We start from the raw sequence: 18,110 nt of genomic DNA, 5'->3' as shown, positions 1-18,110 counted from the left end.
GTTGGGCAGAACAGCGCCACCCCGCCGGATCCACCGCGAACAGCTTTGCGGCTGGCGGGCAGCTATTGCCTGGGTCCGTAGCCCTTCTCGTGGAAGCGGTACATAAACGCTGCCATGGCATCCCGGGCAACGGGCTCCACAGGAGCGAACTTCCGAGTTCCGTTGGGCTGTTCCCAGCCGGTGGAAATACCAGTGGAGGCAAGCCACGCGATCTCGCGGTAGAACTGGTTGTCCGTGCTGACATCCGTGAACGGCGACGTCTTCGGGGGAGTAAACGACGGGTAGCCGGCCATCCGGTACAGGTAGGCAGCCATGGCATCACGGTTCACCGTGGCATACGGGCGGAAGGTCCTGTCCGGGTAGCCAGTGGTGATGCCCGAGGCAAGCAGCCATCCGATCTCGCCTTCGAACTTGGTGCCTGACACGTCGGAGAACATCGGAACGCTGGAGGGGAGGTCATCTTTGACGCCCTTCAGCGCATCCAGACGGTGCATGAATGCAGCCATTGCTTCGCGGGATACGGGCGCCAGGGGACGGAAGGTGCCATCGGGCCAGCCGGTGGAGATACCGCTCTGGGCCACCCAGACAATCTCCTTAGCGAACTTGTTGTTCCAGGCGACATCCTTGAACGGCGCCCCCGCAACGGCCTGCGGCTCGACCGTCTGTGCCGGGCCCGCGGGCCGGGATTCGACAGCAGCAGCCGGGACGGCGCCGACGCCGCACAGCATGGCGCCGGACAGGGCAACAGCAGCGGCAGCTTTGACGCTATTGAGCCCTGACATGGGAAGAAATCTCAATGTAGGTCCTCTCTTATGATCCACTCAGATCATCGAGGGCAGCATACGCATAAAGTGCCTGAGTGGGTGGGGCAGAATCGCGGCTGGTTCAGGGTGCCGCGCACAGGCAGGCATGGACACATTCAAGATCAGGAGACAGCCCCGCAGAATACCCGCCGGCGGCCGTTTTTGTCCTCCAGGATTCTCCCGCCGGCCAGCCCGTACGGGTAGATAAGTATGCAGATGGAGATCCCGACTGTCAGACCCAACGATGCCCCGGACGGTAGCGCCGCGGTAATCATCTACTCCGACCGCCCGACCACTGAAACACCTGGATGGCCAACGGATACCGGCCGGACCCGGCATCCGGAGGGTCTGCCAATGACAGTGCAGATGGCCAACAGCGCTGGCTCAACTAGGAGCCAGCGCCCCCTCACCGACCCCGGTGTCGGGCACGAACTGGCCGCAGGAATGGTAGAGGACTACGAATCGATTTAGGGGCGGTGACATCGTGGCCCGCGCGGGCGGATGGAGTTCCCCAGATCTGTGAGTGCCGGCTGAAGAGAGTTGGCATCGGCATGCCGGAAGCCCGTGCATTTGCACGGGCTTCCGGCATAAATCCAAATCGGTCTCGATACCTATGTATTTCGGTGCTGCTTCGGTTCGATGAGACGTACAGATACTGCCCAGGCGACCAGGATAATCAGTGCGGTAATGAGCAGTTGCGGGAGACCGATGGGGCCATCCAGGATTACCGCGTAAATGAAAACGGCAACGAAAAATAAGATGGGCGGGCCTATCCGAATGAGCATTTTGCGATTCAATGTTTTGCCTCGATCCTGCTCTCGTACTCGGGTCCTTCCAAGCCTAACTTTGTGCGACCAGTAGCGGCGAGACAAGGGCGACGCCGATGCCAGTTACGACGGTGCAGGTCAAGCTGTTGTTCGAGCACCAGGCCTGGGCTGCTTCATAGCCCTGTTTGATTTCCTCCCAGACGTCACGCTGGCCGGGCTGGATTTGGAGCACTACTGTCCAGTTCTCCAAGAGGGCGTATGTGCCGGTTGTACAGTCTCGAGGGTCTTTCCCTGTCCAGTCCTGAACGGTTGTACCGACCTGGCACTGGGCGTAATTTCCGTCTGCGGGGCTTGCCTGGGCCGGTGTGGCAGTGAATGCAAGCCCCACTGCGACGAGCAGGCCGGCGAACAGGGTGGCCAGATACCTTTTTGCGCTTTTCATGACATCCTCCTATTGATAATTTCTATCTTTCGGACGCCTAAGCGACGGTACCACTATATATTCTTATTGCAACAGGTAGTCCCAGATATTCTGACTCAAGATTCAGCTACATGAAAATGAATGTGCATTGCGAGAGTTGTCGAAATGTCGACCTCGTACACTCTCAGCGAAGGAGGTGCTCCTGCAGGCATAACCGCAACATTCAAGGATCCAGCGCGGCGGCCGCAGTTCTGGCCGCTCGAAGCGCAGTCAGACCTTGAACGCCTCTTCGGTGGCTGCCGCGGCAGCATGAAGGTCCAGCGTCGCGGGCCGACGCCCCGTAGCTGCGGCTGTGGGTAACCTCTGCGATGCCCTACACCAAGTGTCGTCATTCATGTCCAGCGCCAGGGCATGGATGCCAGTTCCGGGCCTTCCCCGCCGACAGTGTTTTCACCCCATTCGTCGCAGTCGTCCGGTTCAGCGAGATCATCGTTATTGCCGTCGCGGATGGTAAGCACCTCATACTGCCCCTCCCCGTCTTCATTTTCACGCAGGAGCAGGGTCTGAGCTCCCGGGGAGTTCCGGAGGAGTGCTGCCCCACCCAGCGCGATGGAGGCACGCTGGCAGTGCACGGAGCGCAGAGAGGTCCGCGGCCAGGTCTTCGAACCGCTGCGGGCCCCGACCCTCGAGGCGGCGAGGCTTACTGCCGAGGGGCTCTTGGTGTCCGGAGCGAATCCGCCGACAGAGAAGCCTGCTGGACTTAGGCAAGCTGCTGCAGCGGCAGTACTTGCACTGAGTGCGCTTGGTCTGGCGGCAGTCAGTCTCTGCCAGCACAGACACGTCGAAGATGGTCTCCGCCAGCTTGCACCGCAACCGGGATAGCGGCGTAGGCAGAGGATGCAGTGGGCCCCCTCCACCTGAGCAATGCTCAGATAGCGGGGTTAAAGCAAAGCGCCGCGGCAGGCCCGAAGGCCCGCCGCGGCGGCATCACTGGATAGCCGGGAGGAACTAGAAGTCCCAGTCCTCGTCTTCGGTGTTCACGGCCTTGCCGATCACGTAGGAAGAGCCCGAGCCAGAGAAGAAGTCGTGGTTCTCATCCGCATTCGGAGACAGCGCCGACAGGATGGCCGGGTTCACGTCCGTGAGGGTGGCCGGGAACATGGCCTCGTAGCCCAGGTTCATCAGGGCCTTGTTGGCGTTGTAGTGCAGGAACTTCTTGACGTCCTCAGCCAGGCCGACGCCGTCGTACAGATCATGCGTGTACTGGACTTCGTTCTCGTACAGTTCGTACAGCAGTTCGTACGTGTAGTCCTTCAGTTCCTGGCGGCGCTCTTCGGAAACAGTCTCCAGGCCACGCTGGAACTTGTAGCCGATGTAGTAGCCGTGCACAGCCTCATCACGGATGATCAGGCGGATCAGGTCGGCAGTGTTTGTCAGCTTGGCCCGTGAGGACCAGTACATCGGCAGGTAGAAGCCGGAGTAGAAGAGGAAGGACTCCAGCAGGGTGGAGGCCACCTTGCGCTTCAGGGGATCATCGCCGCGGTAGTAATCCGTGACGATGTGGGCCTTCTTCTGCAGGTTCTCGTTCTCCGTGGACCAGCGGAAGGCTTCTTCGATCTCCTTGGTGGAGCACAGGGTGGAGAAGATCGAGGAGTAGCTCTTGGCGTGGACAGACTCCATGAACGCGATGTTCGTGTAGACCGCTTCCTCGTGCGGGGTCAGCGCGTCGGGAATCAGGGAGACGGCACCGACGGTGGCCTGCACGGTGTCCAGCAGGGTCAGGCCGGTGAAGACGCGCATGGTCAGCTGCTGCTCTTCCGGAGTCAGGGTGTTCCATGACTGGACGTCGTTGGACAGCGGCACCTTCTCAGGCAGCCAGAAGTTGTTCACCAGGCGGTTCCAGACTTCTACGTCCTTGTCGTCCTGGATGCGGTTCCAGTTGATCGCCTGCACGTGGTCGATCAGCTTAAGCTTCTCGGTCATTTTTTTCCTTGTCTTGAAGAAGTTGAAGCGGGACGGCGTTTACAGCATGCAGCTGACGCAGCCCTCAACTTCGGTGCCTTCCAGGGCGAGCTGGCGCAGGCGGATGTAGTAGATGGTCTTGATGCCCTTGCGCCAGGCGTAGATCTGCGCCTTGTTGATGTCACGCGTGGTGGCGGTGTCCTTGAAGAACAGCGTCAGGGACAGGCCCTGGTCCACGTGCTGCGTGGCAGCGGCATAGGTGTCGATGATCTTTTCGTAGCCGATTTCGTACGCATCCTGGTAGTACTCCAGGTTGTCGTTGGTCAGGTACGGGGCCGGGTAGTAGACGCGTCCCAGCTTGCCTTCCTTGCGGATCTCGATCTTCGACGCCACCGGGTGAATGGAGGAGGTGGAGTTGTTGATGTAGGAGATCGAGCCGGTCGGCGGCACAGCCTGCAGGTTCTGGTTGTAGATGCCGTGCTCCATGACGGAGGCGCGCAGGGCCGCCCAGTCAGCCTGGGTGGGGATGTGCACGTTCTCGAACAGTTCCCGCACACGCTCGGTCTGCGGCACCCATTCACGGTTCACGTACTTCTCGAAGAACTCGCCCGAGGCGTACTTGGACTTCTCGAAGCCGGCGAAGGTGCGGCCGGTTTCGATGGCCAGCAGGTTCGAGGCACGCACGGCATGGTAGACCACCGTGTAGAAGTAGATGTTCGTGAAATCGATGCCCTCTTCGGATCCGTAATGGACCCGCTCACGGGCCAGGTAGCCGTGCAGGTTCATCTGTCCCAGGCCAATGGCGTGCGACTGGTCGTTGCCCTTGGCGATGGACGGAACGGAACCGATGTGGCTCATGTCGGAGACGGCAGTCAGGGCACGGATGGCGGTCTCGATGGTGCGGCCGAAGTCCGGGGAATCCATGGTCTTCGCGATGTTCAGCGAACCCAGGTTGCAGGAGATGTCCTTGCCGGTCTGGTCGTAGGAGAGGTCATCGTTGTACGTGGTGGGCTGGGAAACCTGGAGGATTTCCGAGCACAGGTTGGACATGATGATCTTGCCGTCGATCGGGTTTTCCCGGTTCACGGTGTCTTCGAACATGATGTACGGGTAGCCGGACTCGAACTGGATCTCGGCGAGGGTCTGGAAGAACTCGCGGGCCTTGATCTTGGTCTTCTTGATCCGGGAATCATCGACCATTTCGTAGTACTTCTCGGTGACCGAGACGTCGGAGAACGGCATGCCGTACACCTTTTCGACGTCGTACGGGGAGAACAGGTACATGTCCTCATCCCGCTTGGCCAGCTCGAACGTGATGTCCGGAATAACGACGCCGAGGGAGAGGGTCTTGATGCGGATCTTCTCGTCAGCGTTTTCGCGCTTGGTGTCCAGGAACCGGTTGATGTCCGGGTGGTGGGCATGCAGGTACACGGCACCGGCGCCCTGGCGGGCACCGAGCTGGTTGGCGTAGGAGAAGGAATCTTCGAGCAGCTTCATCACGGGGATGACGCCGGAGGACTGGTTCTCGATCTGCTTGATCGGGGCGCCGACCTCGCGGATGTTGGTCAGCGCGAAGGCGACGCCGCCGCCGCGCTTGGAGAGCTGCAGTGCGGAGTTGATCGAACGGCCGATCGACTCCATGTTGTCTTCGATGCGCAGCAGGAAGCAGGAGACCAGCTCGCCGCGCTGCTTCTTGCCTGCGTTAAGGAACGTGGGAGTTGCCGGCTGGAAGCGGCCCTCGATGATTTCATCCACCATCTGCTCGGCCAGCTGCTCGTTGCCGCGGGCCAGGTGCAGGGCAACCATGCACACACGGTCCTCGTAGCGCTCAAGGTAGCGCTTGCCGTCGAACGTCTTAAGTGTGTAGGAGGTGTAGAACTTGAACGCGCCAAGGAAGGTCTCAAAGCGGAACTTCTTCTTGTAGGCCCGGTTGTAGAGGTCACGGATGAAGTTCATCGTGTACTGGTCGAGCGTCTCGCGCTCGTAGTACTCGTTCTTGACCAGGTAGTCCAGCTTCTCTTCCAGGTCATGGAAGAACACGGTGTTGTTGTTAACGTGCTGAAGGAAGTACTGGCGTGCAGCCGCACGGTCGGCGTCGAACTGGATTTCACCGTTCTTGCCGTAGAGGTTCAGCATGGCGTTGAGCTCGTGATAGCCCAGGCCCTTATAGGCTTCCGGCAGCTCCTTGGAGTCCGTCATGCCGGCTTCTGCGACTGATGTGTCCAAAACTCTTCCAATCCTTGGTTTACCTTGGCAGCGTCCTCGGACGTGCCCATGAGTTCAAATCGGTACAAAACGGGAACCCGGCACTTGGCGGAAATGATGTCCGCCGCCAGGCAGTAGTTTTCACCGAAGTTTGTGTTGCCTGCACCGATGACGCCCCGGATGAGTGCCCGGTTTGCCTCGACGTTCAGAAATTTGATGACCTGCTTGGGTACCGCGCCCTTGGCGGCGGCTCCCGGCTGGGCTGCCGTTCCACCGTAGGTGGGCAGCAGCAGCACGTACGGCCGCCGCGCCAGGAGTGTTGGTGCTGAAGTCAGCAGGGGAATCCGTGCGGAGGGGCGGTCCAGTTTTGCCGCGAACCGTCCGGTGTAGCCCGACGCCGAGGTGAAGTACACCAGGTCTGCCTCGGTGACCGGGTTGGATTCCGGGGAGTTCTCACCGGGTTCCGGGTGAGCCGGGAGGTGCAGTGCGCCGGGGCCTGCGGCGGCCCCGGCTCCCGGAATCACGGTTCCCAATGTCATTGCGTCCTGCTTCTTTGACAACGGTTCTGGCTGCTTCTTGGTTTGCTGCGCTGGTTAATGCGAAGTCTTGCTGGTCTTGCTGGTGGTTCCTCCGGGACGAACCCGGACAAACCGGTAAGGCTTATTCCAGCCTAGGCGACGGAGGTGACACTGGCCTGGGCCAGTTCCTCGATCTTGTCCGGGCGGAAGCCGGACCAGGAGTCCTGCTCGGTGATAACAACGGGGGCCTGCATGTAGCCCAGTGCACGGACGCGCTCGAGGGCTTCCGGGTCCTGGGACATGTCCACGCTCTGGTAGGCGATGCCCTTCTTGTCGAGCGCGCGGTAGGTGGCGTTGCACTGAACGCACGAAGGCTTGGTGTAAACCGTAACGGTCATGATGGTCTCCCCTAGATGATGCGAAGTCTGTCCATTGATACTACATCCAGCCACAACATCTAGTGCGACAGCCGAGGCCCTACCCCAAGATGATGTATTACAAGTATGTCATTCGACACGTCCGTCGTCCACAGTTTCTGCACAGGCAGGTCCGTGGATTTACGTGGGATTTCGCAGGCTGACCGGGACTTCTCCACAGCCTGTGGAGACCGGGTGCACAGGCTGTGGGGCTCTGTGAATAATCGCGTGTCGCCCTTATTGGGCGTGTCGCGCGTAGTGCCTGCTACCACTAGATATTGTGGTCGACGTCGATTCAGGGCACCACAGAGGGGAAGGGAGGAGTAAGGAAGAGCCATGGTCAATCCGATCCACCTGAAAACCCTGCTTGAGGTGATGCGCTCCGGCTCCTTTGCTGCCGCCGCCCTGCACCTGGGTTACACCGCCTCCGCCGTGTCACAGCAGATGTCCGCACTGGAACGCGAGACCGGCACCACCCTGTTCGAGCGTTCGGCACGGGCAGCGGTCCCCACGGAAGCCGCCGCAGTGATGTCCCGCCATGCCGCCAAGGTGCTCACGGACATGGATGCCCTCATGGCAGCCGCGGCCCGCGCTGAGGCAGGGACCGGCCACGAGCTGCGCCTGGGCATCTTCCCCAGTCTTGCAACGTTTGCCCTTCCCCGGCTGGTGGGCTCGCCGGACTGGAAAGACCTGGGCATCAACCTAAAGATCTTCGTGGCCGAGCCCGGCCAGACCATCCAGGGCCTGCGCGCCGGCGGAGAGCTCGATGTGGCGCTGGTGTTCCAAGTGGGACAGGGCGGACTCGCCTGGCCCGCCACGGTCAGCCGGCAGTGGCTGGGCGACGACAACTTCCGGGTGGTGCTGCCCGAACAGTGGGGCATCCGCCCAGGCGCCAAGGTCACCGCCGAGCAGCTCTCGGACATGCCCTGGATCATGCACCACCCCGGCACACCGGATGCCCTGGTAATTGAACGGCTCTTCGCCGGCTGCAGCCTTCACCCCCGGGTTGCCGCCTACTGCGATGATTTCAATGCCAGCCTGGAGATGGCCGCCGCGGGCATTGGCGCGGCGCTGGTGCCGGAACTGGCCATGCTGAACCACAGCCGCGGCGTCGTGGTCCTTGACGTCCCGGAGATCCGGCTGGCCCGGAGCATCTTTGCCCTCGTCATCAACGACCGGCAGGGACCGCGCACCCGTGTTTTCCTGGACCGGCTGGCAGACGTGCTGCAGGGCATCAGCATCTCCCCCTCCCCTGGTCCGCCGCTGGCCGCCCGAGGTTAGCGGGCCCGCTGCACCACAGTGGGCCAGCTCGCAAAAATCGACGCTCCTGCGGCCAGCGGGCATACTGGCCAAATGGCACTGCGAGGCAAGACCCTGCCCAAACCATCCATGGCAGCCGTGTCCAACCGGCTGACGGGGATGCTGCGCTACACCCGGTTCCAGCTGGCGGCGAAGGCCGCCGTCGCCGTCGGGATCGCCTGGACGCTGGCGCCGCTGGTCCCCGGTGTGGCGGCCGAGTACCCCTATTACGCTCCGCTGGGCGCGCTGGTGAGTATGTACCCCACCGTGGCCGGCACCGCACGCGCCGGCATCCAGACCCTGATCGGTTTGGTGATTGGAATCGCCCTGGCGCTGGTCGCCCTGCTGTTCGGGGGACCAACCGTGTGGACGATCGCCCTCATTGTTGGTGTGGGTGTGCTGCTTGCCGGCATCCCCCGGCTCGGCGCAGGGCGGGACTATCTGCCGGTCGCGGCGCTGTTTGTCCTGGTGCTGGGCGGAGACGACGCCGACGGCTACTCCTACGGCTATGCCGTGCAGATGTGCGTGGGTGTGCTCGTTGGCCTGACCGTCAACGCAGTGCTTTTTCCGCCGCTGCATCTCAACGGCGCCGTGGACGGCCTCGCCTCGCTGCGGCTGACCCTGGCGCGGCAGCTGCGCGAAATGGGCATGGCAGTCGGTGAATCCTGGCCTCCGGAGCATGAGGACTGGTCCAACCGCCGCACCGAGCTCATTTCCTTCAGCCGGGAGGTCCGTGAAGCCGTTCAGCTGGCAGATTCAAGCCGGCACGGCAACCTGCGCCGGAGGCGGCACCAGCGGGACCTCAATGCCGACTTCCGGGCCCTGCGTGCCATGGAACGGGTCACCCTGTATGTGGAGGACATGACGGAGGTGCTGGCCACAGCCATCTGGACCTCTCCGGAGGAGACGCCTGTGCCAGGAACCGTAGCCGATGCACTGGAGCGTGCCATGCTCGCCTCCGCGGATGCCGTGGAAACGTGGGACGCCGAGACCGAGGAGTACACCGAGGCGGTCAACGCCGTGCAGAACCTGGTCACCACCATGAACGGCCAGGCCTCCCCGGATACCCCCATGGACGCCACTGCGTCCCTCGCCATGAGCCTGCGGCGGATCATGCGCACGATCCGCACCGAGGAAGACCAGCCCTAACCGGCGTCGGGCAGCAGTCCCTTTTCCATCAGCTGCCGGGACATACCGGCGCCGTCGGGAGCGTAGATCCAGGGGATGTCCCGGGGCGGGGCTCCCGGACCGGAGGAGCGTCCACCGGCCAGCACTGCCTCGCTCGGGGACAACTCACGAATGGCCACAGCCCGGACGTTGGCCGGGTGAGTGCGGCTGAACTCCGCGTAGATCGCCTCATCGTGCTGACCGTTGTCCCCAATCAGCAGCCAGCTCACATCCGGAAACTCCTTTGCCAGCCGTTCAAGCTGCGTGCGCTTGTGTTCGGGCCCGCTGCGGAACCAGCGGTCCCTGGTGGGTCCCCAGTCGGTGAGCAGCAGCGGACCGGCCGGGTACAGGTTGCGCGTAATAAAACGGGTGAGCGTCGGAGCAACATTCCAGGCCCCGGTGGAGAGGTAGAACACCGGGGAACCCGCGTTCTCCCGCACCAGCCGGTCCATCAGTACCGCCATGCCCGGTGTGGGCGTGCGGGCATGCTCATCAAGCACAAAGGTGTTCCAGGCTGCCAGCAGCGGACGCGGCAGGGCCGTGACCATGATGGTGTCATCAATATCGGAGATGACGCCGGTTTTCGCGGCCGGGTCAACAATGTAAACCGGCGAGGCCACTGGTGCGGCGTCCGGTTCTGCCTCCGGGCGCAGGGTCACGCTCTGCCAGCCCGGTGCCAGCGAGGCCGGGAGCACGACGTCGATCACTCCCCCGCGGTCGGCGGTCACCAGATGCTTCTCGTCACCGATTTCAATGCAGACGACGGCGTCATTGACCGGCGGGCTGATGAAGTTGCGCCACCCCCGCACGCCGTCCCGCAGCGCCTGCGCTGACCGGCTGCTGGGCGCCGACAGCTTGCCCGGTTTAGCCAGCACCACCCGTCCCAGCACCCGCACCCAGGAAGTGGACCCGTACCCGGTGAAGGAGAGCACCGTCTGCACGCCCCCGCGTTTGCGGGCAGCGTTCATGCGGTAGCCGTGGATCCGGTCCTCAAGCCTGGCGCCGATGTGCATCGCCTGGTCCTTGGTCCGTTTCACTGCGGGCAGTCCGGGTACAGATGTTGAAGGCATGCCCCCAGTCTCGCAGACGCTCCGGACACATGATATTCAGCGTTCACACTGCGAACCGCATAGTCCGGTCCGGGCAAACAGAGGAAGGCTCCCGAATTCGGGAGCCTTCCTCTGTTTGTGTCTGGATCTGCTGCGGGCTACCGGTACCGGTTGCCGCGCGGTTGCCTACCGGTACGGGTTGCCTACCGGTACGGGTTGCCTACCGGTACTGAGACCGCACCGGGCAGTCGAACGGATCGCGCGCGGAGAGGCCAACGCGGTTCAGGTACTTGACCACGATGCCGTAGGACTCAACGAGCGTTGCCTCCGTGTACGGGATCTTGTGCTTGGCGCAGTGCTCCTTGACGATTTCCGAAGCGCGGGCCAGGTGCGGGCGCGGCATGCTCGGGAAGAGGTGGTGTTCCACCTGGTAGTTCAGTCCGCCCATGAACGTGTTCATGCCGCGGCCGGTGATGTTCCGTGAGGTGAGGACCTGGCGGCTGAGGAAGTCCACGCGGGAATCGCGCGGGATCAGCGGCATGCCCTTGTGGTTCGGAGCAAATGAGGCTCCCATGTAGACGCCGAAGACACCCAGCTGGACGCCGAGGAAGGCGAACGCCATACCAACCGGCAGGAAGAAGAACACTGCTGCCACGTACAGGCCGAGGCGGAGGAAAACCATGGTGATTTCGGTGTAGCGTCCCTTGACCTTGTTCTTGGAGAACAGGTGCTTGATGGACGTGGCGTGCAGGTTGATGCCTTCAAGCAGCAGCAGGGGGAAGAACAGCCATCCCTGGCGGCGGGTCAGCCAGGCCATGATGCCCTTGCGGGTCTCGGCCTGCTCCACCTGGAAGGAGATGGTGTCCATTTCGATGTCCGGGTCCTTGCCCATCGTGTTCGGGTTGGCATGGTGCCGGCTGTGCTTGTTCATCCACCACTGGTAGCTGATACCTACGACGGCGTTGGCGAGGAAGCGTCCGGCGCGGTCGTTCGCGGGGCCGGACTCAAATACCTGGCGGTGGGAAGCTTCATGGGAAATAAAGGCAAGCTGCGTGAACAGGATGCCAAGTGCTGCAGCGATCAGCAGCTGGAACCAGCTTTCCCCGATGAGGAAGAAGCCGGTGCCGGCAGCGATGAGGCCGGCACAGAGGAACACGAAGGTGGTGATGTAAAAGGCACGGCGCCGCTTGAGCAGCCCTTCGTCGCGGACAACCTTCAGCAGGGCTGAATAGCTGCTCGTGACAGCGTTCTCGCGGTTCCTGGTGGTACGTGGTTGTGCAGCAATGCTCATAAGCGCCTCTGAAGTCTCTTCGACTTCCCAGCCGCGAAGTAGAGCAAGTGCCCTGTAGATGTGGCAAGCGTAACCCAAATTACTGGTAATACGCTGTGACCGCTCCGTAACAATCAGGTTCTGCCGCTGACCGGACGGATCCGGTCCGCACCGTTGACCGCCGCAGAAGGCAGCAGGAAGCATGGCTCCCACGCACCATCACGCCTGCCCAAATCCCGGGAGCTGCAATGATCCGTGTCCTGACCATCGACGGCGGCGGCATCCGCGGGATACTCCCCGCAACGTGGCTGCTGGCGCTCGAGGAACAGACCGGAAAACCGGTGGCTGAGCTCTTCGATCTGGTGGTCGGCACCTCTACCGGCGGCATCCTCGCCCTGGGTCTGACCAGCCCGGCGAAAGACGGAAAGCCGCACAGCGCAGCGGAACTGCGCAGTCTCTATGTGGATCATGGAGCGGAGATCTTCTCCGGGTCCGGACCAGCAGCCGGCGCGGAAGGTTCCGCCGGCACACGGGCCCGTTACTCCTCCGAGCCGCTGCGCCGGTATCTAAATGACTTCTTTGGCACTCTGCCGCTTTCCGGCGCACTCAAACCGGTAGCCGTGGTCACCGTGGATGTCCGGAACTTCGCCGGCCTGCTGTTCAGCGGCGGCGGCCTGGGACAGGATCCGCTGGGAGACGCACCCATGAAGCTGGCGGCGCTGGCGACGTCGTCAGCCCCCACCTACTTTGAGCCGGTTCCCTACACCGGACCAGACGGCGCAGAACGGGTCCTCGTGGATGGCGGGCTGGCCGCCAATGACCCTGCCTTCGTCGGGTTTTCCATCGCCCTGGTGCAGCAGCGCACGGTCCGCAAGGGAGAGGAAATCCTGCTGGTCTCCATGGGAACCGGCCTGCACAACAGCGGGGAATCCCTGGAGTCCAATTCAGTTTCCCAGCTGGCCCATCCACAGCAGCTCGCCGCCCTGGAACCGATCATCGAATCGCTGTACGGGGCGCCCGGCCGGCTCACCCGCCGGCTGCTGCGCCTTGCGCTGGGAGACCGGTACGTGCGCGTGCAGACTCCCCTGTTGCCCGGCGTTGACCATGCGCTGGACGATGCCAGCCCGGAAAACATCAACGGCCTGCTACGGACCGCAGAGGCGGTAGTGGCCACCGGCCAGCTGCAGGACATTGGAGCCCGGCTCACCAGTCCGGATTGACATTGACGCAGCGTCAACCTCTAGCGTTGCAGTATGACGTCCAGAGATCCGGAAGAGGCCAGGGAGTTCTCCGTCCAGGACGTAGCACGGCAGGCCGGAATCACCAGCCGCACCCTTCGGCACTATGACGCGATAGGGCTCCTGCCGCCGGCCCGCACCGGCAGCAACGGTTACCGGTACTACGGCCGGGACTCCCTGGTACGCCTGCAGCGCATCCTGCTGCTGCGTGAACTGGGGCTGGGCCTGCCGGAGATCGCCGGCGTCCTCGAACGCCGCGAGGAGCCCGCCGAGGCGCTGCGCAGCCACCTGGAGTGGCTGGAAAAAGAACAGGACCGCCTGCTGCGGCAGGCCGCCTCAGTAAGGAAGACCATCACAGCTTTAGAGAAAGGACAGCAGATCATGCCCGGGGAAACCTTCGACGGATTCGACCACAGCCAGTACAAGGAAGAGGTTGAAAGCAGATGGGGCAAGGAAGCTTACGCCCGTTCGGATGAATGGTGGCGGAACATGGACGACGGCGAGCGCACCGCCTGGCGGGAAAAGACAGACGAGCTGGGCCGGGCGTGGTCCGACGCCGCAGCACAGGAAACGGATCCCACCGGACCTGTGGCGCGGGGGCTGGCTGAACGCCACATCGCCTGGCTGAAGGACGTGCCCGGTGCACCGACGGGCGAGGGCCAGCTGGAGGGCTACGTCCGTTCCCTGGCGGAAATGTATGTGGCCGACCCCCGGTTCGCCGCGAACTACGGCGGGGCCGGCGGCGCAGCATTCGTCCGCAGCGCCCTGCTTGCGTATCTGGAGGATGCGCCTGAGGGATAAACCGAGGGCACGCCGCTAGTATCCAGGCATGAAAGATACCGGCTCATCCTCCCACCGGCTCCCTGTCCCGCCCGCCGGGACCATGCTGGACCTGACCGGCGGGTCCGGCGCGCAGCCGTGGCTGGATCCGGAGGCGTACTGGATTTCGCTGGGCAAAGCCGTCTCCGGCGTCCCTGCACCCGCCGCCGTCCTGGAACTCGATGCGCTGCGATTCAACACCCGGGACCTGCTGCGGCGGGCGGGCGGCGTGCCGCTGCGGATCGCCAGCAAGTCCCTTCGGGTGCGCGGAGTGCTCGAAGCGCTCCGGGAAGTCCCGGGGTATTCGGGCATCCTCGCCTTTACGCTGGCGGAGGCGCTGTGGCTCGCCGAGCGCTTTGACGACGTCGTAGTGGGCTACCCGACGGCGGACCGCCAGGCGCTGCGCCGCCTCGCGGAAGGTGAACTGCTGGCATCCAGGGTGACGCTGATGGTTGACGGCGAGGAGCAGCTGGACCTCATCGATTCGGTGATGCCTTCCGGGCGGCGCCCGGAGCTGCGGATCTGCCTCGATGCGGACGCTTCCTGGCGGAGCAGGGTACTGGGCTTCATCGGCACCCGCCGCTCACCGCTGCACACACCGGAACAAGTTGCGGAGCTGGGCCGGAGGGCAGCCGCCCGTCCCGGTTTCCGGCTCGTTGGCCTGATGATGTACGAAGCGCAGGTCGCCGGAGTTGGAGACGCCGTCCCCGGTGCAGCGGTGAACAACCAGCTCATGCGGCTGATTCAGCGGCGGTCCATGGCAGAGCTCACCGATCGGCGCAGCCGTATTGTGCAGGCCTTGGGCCAGATAGCTGACCTCGAGTTCGTCAACGGCGGAGGCACGGGGTCCATCGAGGCCACTGCCGCGGACCCCTCGGTCACGGAGATCACTGCCGGGTCCGGACTCTTTGCGGGGCATCTGTTCGGCGGCTACCGTTCCTTCTCCCCTGCCCCGGCCGCCGCCGTCGCCCTGGACGTGGTGCGCCGGCCCGGCCCGGGTTTCGCAACGGTGCTCGGCGGCGGCTGGATTGCGTCCGGGCCTCCCGGCCCCAGCCGGGTTCCTCAGGTGGCCTGGCCGCAGGGCCTGCGGCTGCTGAAGCGGGAGGGAGCAGGTGAAGTCCAGACTCCGCTTGCCGGCGCTGCAGCCGGCCGCCTGCACCCCGGTGACCGGGTATGGCTGCGGCACGCCAAGTCCGGAGAACTTTCCGAACGGGTTAATGAATTCCACGTTGTGCAGGGCGGGCAAGTGAAGACCGTCCTGCCGACGTACCGCGGTGAGGGAAAGGCGTTCCTGTGAAGTCCGGGGCGGGTTTGCTGCGCACAGCCGGACGCCGGGGAACCTGGCAGAACTGGGCGGGGACCGTCCGGGTACACCCGCAGCAGATGCATGCTCCGGCGTCGGTCGCTGATCTGCAGCGCGCCGTAGCGGCGGCGGCCGCAGCAGGGCTGCGGGTGAAAGCAGTAGGTGCAGGCCATTCCTTCACGGGGATTGCCGAAGCCCCGGATGTACTGCTTGACCTCTCCCGTTTGCAGGGGCTGCTCCACGCCAATCCGTCGACCGGACGTGTGACACTGCTGGCCGGCACCCGGCTGCACGCGGTTCCGCGCCTGCTGGCTCCCTATGGTTTGGCCATGCCGAATCTGGGCGATATAGACCGGCAGTCGATCGCCGGCGCCATCTCCACCGGCACGCACGGGACCGGCGCCGGGTTCGGCGGGCTCTCCACCCAGGTGGCCGGGTTGGTGATCATCCAGCCCGACGGCGGGCGGCTCACTGTGGCGGACGGAGATCCGCTGCTGCCCGCCGCAGCACTGGCGCTGGGGGCACTTGGCGTGATCGCTGAAGTCACCCTGCAGTGTGTACCGGCTTTCCTGCTCCGCGCCGAGGAGCGTTCCGAGTCACTGGACACTGTTCTGGCTGAACTGGCGGACCGGGTGACGGAAGCGGACCACTTCGAGTTCTACTGGTTCCCGCACACAGACCGCGCCGCAACCAAGACCAACACCCGGCTTCCTGCCGGTTCCCCCCGGGCGCCGCTTCCGCCGCTGCGCCGCTGGGTTGATGATTCGCTGCTCTCAAACACCCTGTTCCGGGCCACCTGCGCAGCCGGCACGGCCGTGCCGGCCATGATTCCTGCAGTCAACCGGGTGGCGGCTGCGGCACTGGGCGGAAGAGAGTACACCGAGAACTCACCGCGGGTGTTCACTCAGGACCGTACGGTCCGCTTTCGCGAAATGGAGTACGCGGTCCCGGCGCAGCTGCTGCCGTCCGTGTTCGCCGGGCTGCGGAAGGTGGTGGAGGAGAACCCCGGCTGGCGGCTGTCCTTCCCGGTGGAGGTCCGCTGGGCCGCCGCCGACGACCGGTGGCTTTCCACCGCCTATGGACAGGACAGCGCATACATCGCCGTACACCGCTACTATCGCGAGGATCCTGCCGAGTACTTCGCCGCCGTGGAAGAGCTGATGCTCGCCAACGGCGGCCGGCCGCACTGGGGCAAGGAACACAGCCTTGCCGCGGCCGGCCTGGCCGAACGTTATCCGCGCCTGGCCAAGTTCCAGGAACTGCGGAGCGTACTGGACCCGGACCGGGTCTTCACCAATGCCTACCTTGACCGGGTCCTGGGGCCCTAGGTCCGCCTAGTGGATTGCAGCTGCTTCGGCAGGAGCTGCGTTTTTGGGCCGGCGGACCAGGAAGGACACCGCCAGCGCGCCCAGGGAGACAACTGCTCCCCAGAAGAAGGCCGTGTGCACGCCTGCGGCTGCAGCCCCAATCGCGTCCGCGCCCTCGCTGAGGGCACGAGCCGTTCCAGTGGTCATCAGGGTGATGAACACTGCCGTTCCCGCACCGCCGGCCAGCTGCTGAAGGGTGTTGAGGATGGCGCTTCCATGGGAATACAGTGACCGGTCCAGGGAGCCCAGCGACGAGGTGAACAGCGGGGTAAAGATGAAGCCAAGGCCGGCGTTGAGCAGGCAGTGCAGGGCGATCACCATGGCAACCGGTGTGCTCTGGTCCAGCATGGTCAGTCCCCACAGTGCGGCTGTGAGCACCAGGGCGCCGGGAATCACCAGGGGCCGGGGTCCGATCCGGTCGTAGAGCCGGCCCACGATCGGAGAGAGGATGGCCATAACAACGCCGCCGGGCAGCAGGAGCAGCCCGGTGTTCAGGGCACTGAGGCCCAGGACGTTCTGCAGGTAGAGCGGAAGGACGATCAGGGCGCCGAAGAGCGCCATCATGCTGATCAAGACCATCACAATCGCGACGACGAAGGGCCGGCTGGCGAAGGTACGCAGATCCATGAGGGCACGGTCGCTGCGCTGGAGGACCAGCTGGCGGGCTACAAACGCCGCGAGCGATGCGGCGCCGAGGGCCAGCGGAATCCACACCGGCATGGGGGCCTCGCCTGCAGCTGCTTCACCGATACTGCTGAGGCCGAAGATCAGGCCGCCGAAGGCAACCGTGGAGAGCAGGATGGAGAGCACATCGAACGGGGTACGCCTGGTTTCGGTCAGGTTCTGGACCTTCAGCGCTCCCAGTCCCAGGGCCAGCAGCGCGATGGGCAGGACCAGCCAGAACATCCAGCGCCAGTCCAGCACGCTGAGGATCAGGCCGGACACTGTGGGACCGATGGCCGGTGCCACGGCAATGACAATTGAGATGGTGCCCATGATGGTGCCGCGCCGGTGGACCGGAACGGTGTTCAGCACAGTGGTCATCAGCAGCGGGATCATGATGGCCGTGCCGCTGGCCTGGATGATCCGTCCACCCAGGAGCACGCCGAAGCCCGGAGCCAGGGCAGCAAGCAGTGTCCCGGCGCTGAAAAGTGACATGGCGGCCAGGAACAGGGCACGCATGGTGAAGCGCTGGAGCAGATAGCCGGTAGCCGGAATGACCACGGCCATGGTCAGCATAAAACCTGTGGTCAGCCACTGCGCCGTGGCTGCGGTGATCTGCAGGTCTGCCATCAGTCGGGGCAGCGCCACGCTCATGATGGTCTCGTTCAGGATCACCACAAAGGATGAGACGAGCAGCAGCCCGATCACGGTCTTGGTGCGTGCGTCCAGACGGTCCGGACTGGGCCTGCGGTCCTCCGCCGGCTTGGGAGCCGGGACAGGACGGGTTTCGGTACTCAAGGGGGAGAATTTCCTCTTCACGGGTGGTCGGCGCCGGCTAACACA

16 protein-coding genes are annotated in these 18,110 nt (G+C 63.8%); 6 read left to right on the top strand and 10 right to left on the bottom strand.

The window, feature by feature from the left end; all coding sequences use genetic code 11:
- Positions 1 to 62: 62 nt before the first annotated feature.
- The 7 genes from ACWGQ2_RS12585 to nrdH form a co-directional block, all read right to left on the bottom strand.
- Positions 63 to 782, bottom strand: coding sequence for an S-layer homology domain-containing protein (locus ACWGQ2_RS12585; RefSeq protein WP_452017737.1), 720 nt, complete (start codon positions 780 to 782; stop codon positions 63 to 65).
- A gap of 861 nt (positions 783 to 1,643) precedes the next feature.
- Positions 1,644 to 2,012: a hypothetical protein gene (locus tag ACWGQ2_RS12580; protein WP_452017735.1), complete on the bottom strand. Its 369-nt coding sequence runs from the start codon at positions 2,010 to 2,012 to the stop codon at positions 1,644 to 1,646.
- A 371-nt stretch (positions 2,013 to 2,383) separates the two neighbouring features.
- Complete coding sequence (locus ACWGQ2_RS12575) at positions 2,384 to 2,623, bottom strand: hypothetical protein (RefSeq protein WP_452017733.1); 240 nt, start codon at positions 2,621 to 2,623, stop codon at positions 2,384 to 2,386.
- A gap of 376 nt (positions 2,624 to 2,999) precedes the next feature.
- Positions 3,000 to 3,974, bottom strand: coding sequence for a class 1b ribonucleoside-diphosphate reductase subunit beta (gene nrdF / locus ACWGQ2_RS12570; protein ID WP_452017731.1), 975 nt, complete (start codon positions 3,972 to 3,974; stop codon positions 3,000 to 3,002).
- A 39-nt stretch (positions 3,975 to 4,013) separates the two neighbouring features.
- Positions 4,014 to 6,152 (bottom strand): class 1b ribonucleoside-diphosphate reductase subunit alpha, encoded by a 2,139-nt coding sequence (nrdE, locus tag ACWGQ2_RS12565; protein ID WP_452018138.1) that lies wholly within the window; start codon positions 6,150 to 6,152, stop codon positions 4,014 to 4,016.
- Positions 6,149 to 6,697, bottom strand: a complete 549-nt coding sequence (gene nrdI / locus ACWGQ2_RS12560) for a class Ib ribonucleoside-diphosphate reductase assembly flavoprotein NrdI (RefSeq protein WP_452017729.1) — start codon at positions 6,695 to 6,697, stop codon at positions 6,149 to 6,151. The genes nrdE and nrdI overlap by 4 nt, the downstream gene beginning before the upstream one ends.
- Before the next feature lie 131 nt (positions 6,698 to 6,828).
- Positions 6,829 to 7,074 carry a glutaredoxin-like protein NrdH gene (gene nrdH / locus ACWGQ2_RS12555; RefSeq protein WP_055240898.1) on the bottom strand — a complete coding sequence of 82 codons (246 nt, stop codon included), beginning with the start codon at positions 7,072 to 7,074 and terminating at the stop codon, positions 6,829 to 6,831.
- Between the two features lie 354 nt (positions 7,075 to 7,428).
- On the opposite strand from nrdH, the gene ACWGQ2_RS12550 reads away from it, so the two are divergent.
- Entirely contained in the window at positions 7,429 to 8,373 is a 945-nt protein-coding gene (locus ACWGQ2_RS12550) for a LysR family transcriptional regulator (RefSeq protein WP_452017727.1), read from the top strand.
- Positions 8,374 to 8,445: 72 nt separating this feature from the next.
- Positions 8,446 to 9,540 (top strand): FUSC family protein, encoded by a 1,095-nt coding sequence (locus ACWGQ2_RS12545; protein ID WP_452017725.1) that lies wholly within the window; start codon positions 8,446 to 8,448, stop codon positions 9,538 to 9,540.
- Here ACWGQ2_RS12545 and ACWGQ2_RS12540 read toward each other — a convergent pair.
- On the bottom strand, positions 9,537 to 10,628 hold the full coding sequence (locus ACWGQ2_RS12540; RefSeq protein WP_452017723.1) for an App1 family protein: 1,092 nt from the start codon (positions 10,626 to 10,628) through the stop codon (positions 9,537 to 9,539). The genes ACWGQ2_RS12545 and ACWGQ2_RS12540 overlap by 4 nt on opposite strands.
- A gap of 199 nt (positions 10,629 to 10,827) precedes the next feature.
- Positions 10,828 to 11,898: a fatty acid desaturase family protein gene (locus tag ACWGQ2_RS12535; protein ID WP_452017721.1), complete on the bottom strand. Its 1,071-nt coding sequence runs from the start codon at positions 11,896 to 11,898 to the stop codon at positions 10,828 to 10,830.
- Between the two features lie 227 nt (positions 11,899 to 12,125).
- Between ACWGQ2_RS12535 and ACWGQ2_RS12530 the strand changes: the two genes are divergently transcribed.
- From ACWGQ2_RS12530 to ACWGQ2_RS12515, 4 genes are all read left to right on the top strand, one after another.
- Positions 12,126 to 13,097 (top strand): patatin-like phospholipase family protein, encoded by a 972-nt coding sequence (locus ACWGQ2_RS12530; RefSeq protein ID WP_452017719.1) that lies wholly within the window; start codon positions 12,126 to 12,128, stop codon positions 13,095 to 13,097.
- 33 nt (positions 13,098 to 13,130) lie between these two features.
- On the top strand, positions 13,131 to 13,916 hold the full coding sequence (locus ACWGQ2_RS12525) for a MerR family transcriptional regulator (RefSeq protein WP_452017717.1): 786 nt from the start codon (positions 13,131 to 13,133) through the stop codon (positions 13,914 to 13,916).
- Positions 13,917 to 13,998: 82 nt separating this feature from the next.
- A complete protein-coding gene (locus tag ACWGQ2_RS12520) occupies positions 13,999 to 15,231 on the top strand; it encodes an alanine racemase (RefSeq protein ID WP_452018136.1) in 1,233 nt (410 codons plus the stop codon).
- Positions 15,228 to 16,565 carry a D-arabinono-1,4-lactone oxidase gene (locus ACWGQ2_RS12515; protein ID WP_452017715.1) on the top strand — a complete coding sequence of 446 codons (1,338 nt, stop codon included), beginning with the start codon at positions 15,228 to 15,230 and terminating at the stop codon, positions 16,563 to 16,565. Before ACWGQ2_RS12520 ends, ACWGQ2_RS12515 begins: the two co-directional genes overlap by 4 nt.
- A 6-nt stretch (positions 16,566 to 16,571) precedes the next feature.
- Here the strand turns inward: ACWGQ2_RS12515 and ACWGQ2_RS12510 are convergent, their stop codons facing one another.
- Positions 16,572 to 18,065 carry an MDR family MFS transporter gene (locus tag ACWGQ2_RS12510; protein WP_452017713.1) on the bottom strand — a complete coding sequence of 498 codons (1,494 nt, stop codon included), beginning with the start codon at positions 18,063 to 18,065 and terminating at the stop codon, positions 16,572 to 16,574.
- Between the last annotated feature and the right edge of the window lie 45 nt (positions 18,066 to 18,110).

Source organism: Arthrobacter sp. NPDC055585 (assembly GCF_053619115.1).
This window is presented reverse-complemented; position numbering and strand designations above follow the sequence as displayed.